The sequence below is a fragment of the Leucobacter sp. GX24907 genome, from assembly GCF_053567335.1.
Map to the genome: position 1 here is coordinate 171,480 of NZ_JBSGPD010000003.1, position 7,860 is coordinate 179,339.

The 7,860-nt window shown below is 64.6% G+C and carries 5 protein-coding genes; 2 read left to right on the forward strand and 3 right to left on the reverse strand.

All coding sequences use genetic code 11. The features are described 5' to 3' along the window. Positions 1-47 precede the first annotated feature (47 nt). Complete coding sequence (locus ACUYV6_RS05890) at positions 48-539, reverse strand: S-ribosylhomocysteine lyase (protein WP_449277726.1); 492 nt, start codon at positions 537-539, stop codon at positions 48-50. 178 nt (positions 540-717) lie between these two features. Next, positions 718-1,029 carry a hypothetical protein gene (locus tag ACUYV6_RS05895; protein WP_449277727.1) on the reverse strand — a complete coding sequence of 104 codons (312 nt, stop codon included), beginning with the start codon at positions 1,027-1,029 and terminating at the stop codon, positions 718-720. A gap of 475 nt (positions 1,030-1,504) precedes the next feature. On the opposite strand from ACUYV6_RS05895, the gene ACUYV6_RS05900 reads away from it, so the two are divergent. Continuing rightward, positions 1,505-2,230, forward strand: coding sequence for a phosphorylase family protein (locus ACUYV6_RS05900; RefSeq protein WP_449277728.1), 726 nt, complete (start codon positions 1,505-1,507; stop codon positions 2,228-2,230). Between the two features lie 64 nt (positions 2,231-2,294). Here the strand turns inward: ACUYV6_RS05900 and ACUYV6_RS05905 are convergent, their stop codons facing one another. Continuing rightward, entirely contained in the window at positions 2,295-4,895 is a 2,601-nt protein-coding gene (locus ACUYV6_RS05905; protein ID WP_449277729.1) for a LuxR C-terminal-related transcriptional regulator, read from the reverse strand. Between the two features lie 395 nt (positions 4,896-5,290). Between ACUYV6_RS05905 and ACUYV6_RS05910 the strand changes: the two genes are divergently transcribed. After that, a partial coding sequence (locus ACUYV6_RS05910) for a choice-of-anchor G family protein (RefSeq protein WP_449277730.1) occupies positions 5,291-7,860 on the forward strand: 2,570 nt, incomplete at its 3' end.

A 7,860-nucleotide genomic window follows, 5' to 3' on the forward strand; every position in this document is an offset into this window, starting at 1 on the left:
CGGGTAGGGCACGGCGACCAGCGGGCGGTGCGGAGCCTGTCTCGGCGCTACGCGATCACTGAGCGGTCGAACGCGTCGATGCTGATGCCCCGCTCGAGTACGGTGCGGCACCACTCCTGTGCGGAGAAGAGGCTGTGGTCACGGTAATTGCCGCAACTCACCGCGTCGGTGCCGGGCACGTCGTCCCAGGTCACCCGGTAGGCGATGTCTTCAAGCGAACTCTTGATGGCGGCCGCAACCTCTGCGGGCTGCGGCTCGCCCCACACGATCATGTGGAAACCAGTGCGGCACCCGAAGGGGGAGATATCGATCAGACCGTCGAGGCGGGTGCGCAGCAGGGCCGCGATCGTGTGCTCGATCGTGTGGAGCCCTCCGGTCGGAATCTCGCCGCCGTTCGGCTGCACGAGCCGAATGTCGTAGTTCGAGATTGCGTCACCCTTCGGCCCGTGCTCGATGCCGATGAGGCGCACATAGGGGGCCTGCACTTTGGTGTGGTCGAGGCTGAAGCTCTCGACTTCTGCCAGTTCGACTTCGCTCATGGACGACTCCTCGGGGTGGGCGGTGCTCGGTCTGTCGAATCGATGCGGGTCGGACTGACCGAAAGTGTGTGAGAGTGATCAGTTCTGCTCGGGTCAGGTCTGATCCCTCCTGATGGTAACGTGAGAGGCGCGTCTCGTGATGTCGTATGACATTACGAGACGCGCCTCGCAGTGTTCCCTACGCCGCCTTCGCAAGTTCGCGCTGCGTGAGCGTGATGCGGGCATGCGTCGAAGCGGGGACGCGATCGATGTGCACGTCCCAGCCTGCGCGTTCGAGATGCTCCAGGTCGGGGCGTGCCGCGTGCACGCGGTCAGTCTCGACCACGTACACGGTGCGACCGCCGGTGCGGTACACCGCGCGGTGCTGCACCCACGCGGGTACACGCGGCGCGGTGATCGATGCGCCGACCGAAGCGTCGGTCGGCGTGCTGCCCCGCGTGGAGCCGTTCAGGTCGTGGTAGGGGGTATGGATTCGGTTGGCGTTTATCATGGTCTTCCTTTCGCGGAGCGCGGTGCCAGCCCTGCGAGTGTGCGCGGTGTGGCGCGTCTTTCAGGGCGATGCACTGGTCCGGTGCGTTGGTGCCGATCCGCTCGCGGGAGGCCGCTGCGGATCAGGCGTACCCCTGCGCGTCGTTTACGACGTCTACGGGTACGCGGGTGTGATTCACTGTGTGCTCCGGTGCGAGGCCGTTGAGTGTGCTCGAGTGCCTGGAATGGTTCGACGGAGCGTTCAGGAGTGTGACCCGATGCTGTGCTCACCGGGTTGCCGTCGTGTACGGTACCGCGGGTGGCACTGCCGAGTGGAAGTGCCCATCCATGCGTCAGCTGCGATGTCGACGGGGATCCTGCCAAGGGCTTGGGCGGTGTGGATTGAACCGCGGAGCCGGAATCCCGGATGGGTCGCGAGCAATGGGTCGTCGCTCACTGAAGAACACAGTATGACACAGACCTGAGAGAATGGCCAGATGGAAATTCTGCTGGTATTCGCCCACCGTGATGAAGCCGATGCATTCGGAGATGTGCCGCACCTCGTCACGGGAGTCGGCAAGGTCAACGCCGCGGCAGCACTCGCGCAGGCGCTCGCCGCAGGTCGGAACGTCGCAGGGGCCGCAGCGATGGCACCCGACCTCGCCGCGGTCGGCACAGCGAGCACGGCACCTGACGGTGTGTCCGCGTCGGCAAAGCCGTCGGGGCAGATGCAGGCGCCGAGCCAGAGCGGGGGAGTGGCGGATCCGGCGCAGTCTGCCGCCGAGAGCGATACTCGCTACGACCGCGTCATCGTGCTCGGCACCGCGGGGCTCGTCGTCGATGGACCTGACGCGCCGACCCTCGACACGGTATGTCAGATCACGGGAGCGCTGCAGCACGACCTCTCACTGCCGTCGCCCGAGTTGCGGCTCGACGAGACGCTGATCCTGCCCGAAACACCCGGTGCGCGAATCGCAACCGGAGACACCTTCGTGCAGAACGATGCGCAGCGGCACAGCATTGCGGCCGACGGCGCAACCCTCGTCGACATGGAGAGCTACGCATACGCGAGTGTGTGCCGCAGATTCGGCGTGCCGCTGCAGATATTCAAGGTGCCGTCGGATTTCGCCGATAGTGCGACGAGCGGCGAAGATTGGGACACCATCGTGCACCGAAAGAGCGCCCAGCTGCGACGTTTCTGGGACGAACACTTGCGCGTCTGATCTGTGTGTTTCGCGCTCTACGGCCCGGCAGTGCAACGGGCGTCGAAGCAGCGCCTCGCCTCGGTCAGGGGCGCCTGGAGCGTCTTCGATCGGGGAGCGCCACAGGCGAACGATCGTTGGTCGTCGTCTCCGGGCATCGCGGCGACTGGTCGATCGGCGGGAACGTCCGGGCGGCGAGTCTGTGCAAGCGTGCGCCGAGATCCTCGCGGTTGGTAACCCCCAGCTTGGCTCGTGCCTGCGAAAGATGTGACTCGACCGTCCGCACGCTGCAGTTCATGCGTTCCGCGATCTCGCGATTGCTCAGCCCCTCTGCCGCGAGCTGAGCGGTCTCGTTCTCGCGAGGAGTGAGCCGCTCCCTGGGTGTGCTCGTCAGGGACTCCGGATCGAACCAGGCTACTCGCCTTGCAGTTTCAGCCTGAAGCGCGGCGATCCGAGCATCTGCCGCGGTGACGCTGCCCGAAGCCCTTCGGCGGAGGAAGATTCGTCTGGCCTCCTGCATCGCGTAGGCGGCGGGTGCCCAGAATCCGCTGGCTTCGAGCGCAGCGGCGGCACGCATGAGCGCGAGCGGATTCTGCTGTTTCAGAGCCTCGAGATGCATGCGGATGGACGTCCGTTCTGGAAGACCCTCAAATTCTGAGGGATCGACTCCGGGCGGCAGAGCCCCGAGACGTGCGAGCTCTGCGACCGGATCGGCGAATACCGCCGGGTTCACCTCATCGAGCCTGCCTGCGAAGTAGGCGAGCAGGTGACTGCTGTAGCCGCCCAGCGATTCCAGCGCAGTGCTCTGCTCGGAGGCCATCTGCTTCAGCCGCGCGATGAGTGAGTGCAGGCGCCATGGGATGAACCGGGGTATCCGGTTCGAGAACTGCTCCCACTCGAACTGCGCGCGGTCGAGGTCGCCGCAGAGCACCGCCACACGTGCCGCGTGGAGGTGAGTGGCCCAAAGCCGATGTCGCGAGGCTCCGGGGAGGCAGTCCACGAGATTGATCGAGCGAGTCTCGTTGCCGCCGTGGTCTGAGGAGAAGAAGCGGATGATGCTCCGCGCCATGACAACACACTCGAGTGCGTCACGCTGGGCATCAGACGCGCCGATCGCGAGACGCGAGACTTGCTGGTCAATCGGGCTGCCGACGAACGAGCGGTAGCGGAGACCGAGGACGGTTGCGTCGAGGGAGAGCAGCTGTTCCGCGAGCATTGCCACTTCGGGGAACACATGGGTGCGGGCGATGCGCAGGAGCGCGGGAGCGTCGGAGCCCAACGGCCTGTCGTCGTTCCAACGACGGGCGACGAGTTGAGCGTCGTTCCACTGCTCGTCGTCGGGAGAAGTATCAGGGTCATCCTCGATGAGAATGCCCGCCTGGGCCGCGAGTCGTGATTGCAGCAGGAGTGTGGCGAACCTCGTGCTGGGGTCAGTGGAGGGGAGATCGCAGTTCCCCTGCGGCGGGTTCCTCACCATCAGTGACTGGAGCCCGGTGTGGGCGTCGTGGAGAACAGCGGTCAAGCGCGTACGAACGAGATTGCTGAGACCGGGCCCGTGCCGCCCGAGCTGGAGGAGTAAATCCCGGGCGCGCTCGCCCTCGCCGAATGAGATGAGATCGCAGACAAAGCGCTTCTGGAAACGAGCGTGATGCTCACCGAGTGACGGGTCGGTGTCGACCTCGTCTTCCTCGTCGCCGTGGCGGGTGAGCACTCGGGAGCAGAAGATTGCTTCGCGGTCAGCGAGCGGGATGCCGAAGACCTCCTGGGCGAGCAGGTGCGTGGCGGCCCGACGCCGCGCCGACGTCACCAGCTCGGGATCTGTCGAACCTTGAATCGCCGCGGCGTAGAGCTCGGGAACCCCGTACGACTCGGTCGAGGTGGGGGCGGTGATCAGGAGTCCGCAGGAGAGCAGACGGCGGTAGCTCGAAGAGCCGACGATATCGAGCACACCGTTCTTGCTGCGCGGGCCGAGCTCCGAGAGAGCGATGGCAGCAGCCACGTCGGCGGCTGAGAGCTCCGCAGCGGCGACGCGAGCCGGGTTGCGCAGTGAGGAGAGCTGGAGGTTGCCTGCGTATGGTCGCCGGATTCCCGGCAGAGGCGTGCTCGTGATAGATCCATTGCTGTAGAGGTGGAGTATGTCTAAAGCCCATCCGGGGCGCCCCCACGCAAGGTGCTGGATCGTCGACACAGTGACTGCATCGAGCCGCTCTGAAGTCGACGAGTGCAGGATGCGCGCGATCTGTTCGTCGTCGGCGGGTTGGATTCGCACGAACCGAGCCACGCGCAGCGTCTCTTCCATTGCGGGGAAGCGATCGTACATTCCGCCGAGGGGACTGCCGTAGTCCGCGGCGAACAGGTCTTCGGTCACTGCGCCGACGCCCGCTGCACCTGACCGGAGATGCGCTGCGATCGCTCGCAGAACGTCTTCCGGAGCCCGTTCATAATCGTCGAACAGCAGTACCGCACGATCAGGGGCCGATTCCACAGCTCGAATCGACTCGGATGAAGACGCGTCAATGCGGAGATGCGGAATGCCGCGTTCTTCCAGACACGCCGCGAGAGCTCGGAGTACGAACGTCTTGCCGCTCCCGCTCGGGCCGAGCAGCAGCACCGGGCGAGAATCCCCGATTCCATCCAGCAGGACCTGCGGAAGGTCCGCAATATTCGCGTCTATAACGTTATTCATGAGCCCCCCTCAGCAGCCCGGATCAAGTGTTCCGAGTGCTGTGCATCATTCCCCACCTCTCACTCTAGGGGAGCGGAGACAGGCCCTCCATTTTCTTTCTCGGACGGGTCGCCGTTTCGTTACGAATCACGACTCTCGCATCCAGTGGAGCATCTGTTTCTTCTCAGTATTCGGAGGATGTCATATCAGTGGGAAGGAGAGAGCGTCTCCGGAGTACTGAGGGTTGCGGTGTCCGCTACGGAGAGGCTCTCGTAATGCCACGGATGTTCGTGGACTGCCTGAACGCTTGCTGAAAACCTCAGATCGGGTGTCTACACCTACCGCGTACGTCGAGTCATCCCGATCCCGACGGACACAGACAGAAGTACCAATTGAGACGACTTGGGGGAGCTCCTTTGGAAACCAAGAAAGTGACGAGCAAGGTGAGACGCGGCAGACGCGTCGTCCGCTCGTTGGCGATCGGAACGGCTGCAGCCGTGGGCGTATCGCTCGCAGGCATTGCCGCGCCAACGGCATACGCCGCGCCGGGCGACACGTCGAATGCGACTGGAACGTTCCTGGGCGGGTCAATCCTCGACATCCTTGACTTAGACGCTGTCGCAAATATTGCGGGCGCTTCCGCGACGAACGACGGGACGGACAATCCCGCCGATACTGACGCGAACACGCTCGACCTGACCGCGCTTTCGGCGGTGAACGTCACCATTCCCGGCGGCGTGCAATTGCCGCTCAGTTTTGCCGAGGCCGGTGTCGTCGGCCAATATGCGAGCGCCCTTCCTGACGGCTCGTCCATCGGAGCTTCCGGTCTTGTCGGTGATTCAGGTGCAATCGGCACCGGAGTCACGCCGATTGACGGAGTCGCTCCCGGGCCTCTGCACGTCAATCTCGGAAGCGCGGTCGAATCGCTCGCCGGCACAGTCGCAGCGAATCTCGTCGACGAGATCGCCACGCTCGACCTCACGGTCGGCGCGGTGAGCGCGCAGGCTTCGCAGGCAGCTCCCGGCGAGGCGGTCGGCGATTATGAGATCGCCGGTGCACAGCTGGTGATCGGTAGCGAGACTGTCGCGGGCCTGTCGGATGCTGTCGAGAGTGAACTCGGCGGCGCGCAGACCCTGGTCAACGGACTGCAGTCGACGCTCAACAGTGATGTGCTCGGACTTCTCGATTACCTCGGGGTTGTAGAAGCGGACCTGACGGTGAACGTGGATGGTGTCTTCGACGCGGCCAAGGGTCTCGTCGCCGGCGAGCTCACAGACCCTGAGTACCCCGGAGTCACGATCAACCTCGATACGGGCTCGATCATCGTGGATCTGGAGCAGATCGTCGATCTCAACAACCTCCAGCCGAACACGAACGTGCTGACGGGTGCCACCCCTGAGTACATCGAGGCCGCCGTGCTCGCGCTGATCAATGGGCTGCTTGCCGACGTGACGAGCAGTGCCATCTCCTCGCTCGAATCGCTTGCTGTCAGCGGTGGGGTTAGCATTCCTCCGATTCTTGTGACGCCAAGAATTCAGCTGCTCAGCGTTGACACTACCGTGGGAGCGCTGCTCGCGGGAGATACCTCCGGCATTGAACTTTTGGGTCTGGCGGCCGAGTTGCCGGGCGGACTGCAATCCGTGTTGAGTACGCTCACTTCGCCGCTGCAGGCGATCGTGACCGAGATCACCGGTCTAACCGCAGCCGTACTTGCGCCCGTCAACAGCGTGCTCACTCCCGCGCTCAACGACGTTCTGCCGCTGGCCGCCACGCTGCACGCCAACGTTCAGGAGACCCCCTCCGAGGGCGTCTTCTCGGAGACCGCCCTGCGTCTGACGGTGCTGCCCTCGGCCGCGGCGGTCACGATCGACCTTGCGAATGCCACAGTTGGCCCGAATGCGCTGGACGATGACCCCGGCACTGAGCCGGGTACCGACCCAGGAACGGATCCCGGTACTGACCCGGGTGCGGACCCTGGAGTAGATCCGGGTACGGACCCTGGGACGGATCCCGGTACCGACCCGGGCACTGAGCCTGGTACGGACCCTGGAGTAGACCCGGGCACGGAGCCTGGTGATGATCCCGGCACGGATCCTGGTACTGACCCGGGTACGGATCCCGGTACTGACCCGGGTGCGGAGCCTGGCACTGACCCGGGTACTGACCCTGGAGTAGATCCGGGTACGGACCCTGGGACGGATCCCGGTACTGACCCGGGTGCCGACCCCGGCGATGACCCTGGGACTGATCCAGGCACTGAGCCTGGTACTGACCCGGGTACCGATCCTGGAGTAGATCCGGGTGCGGATCCTGGTACTGATCCCGGTACCGACCCGGGCACTGAGCCTGGTGACGATCCCGGCACTGACCCGGGTGCGGAGCCTGGTACTGACCCGGGTACCGATCCTGGAGTAGATCCGGGAACCGATCCTGGGACTGATCCCGGCACGGACCCTGGAGTAGACCCGGGTGCGGATCCTGGTACTGATCCGGGAACGGATCCTGGAGTAGACCCTGGCACTGACCCGGGTACCGATCCCGGTACTGACCCTGGTGCCGATCCCGGCGATGACCCTGGTACTGATCCAGGTACCGATCCGGGCACTGAGCCTGGTGATGATCCCGGCACGGATCCTGGTACTGACCCGGGTACGGATCCCGGTACTGACCCGGGTGCGGAGCCCGGCACTGACCCGGGTACCGATCCTGGAGTAGATCCGGGAACCGACCCTGGTGACGATCCTGGTACTGATCCGGGCACGGACCCTGGTACTGATCCCGGCACTGAGCCTGGTGACGATCCTGGTACTGATCCGGGAACGGATCCTGGAGTAGACCCGGGTGCGGATCCTGGTACTGATCCCGGCACTGAGCCTGGTGACGATCCTGGTACTGATCCGGGAACGGATCCTGGAGTAGACCCGGGTGCGGATCCTGGTACTGATCCCGGCACTGAGCCTGGTGACGATCCTGGTACTGATCCGGG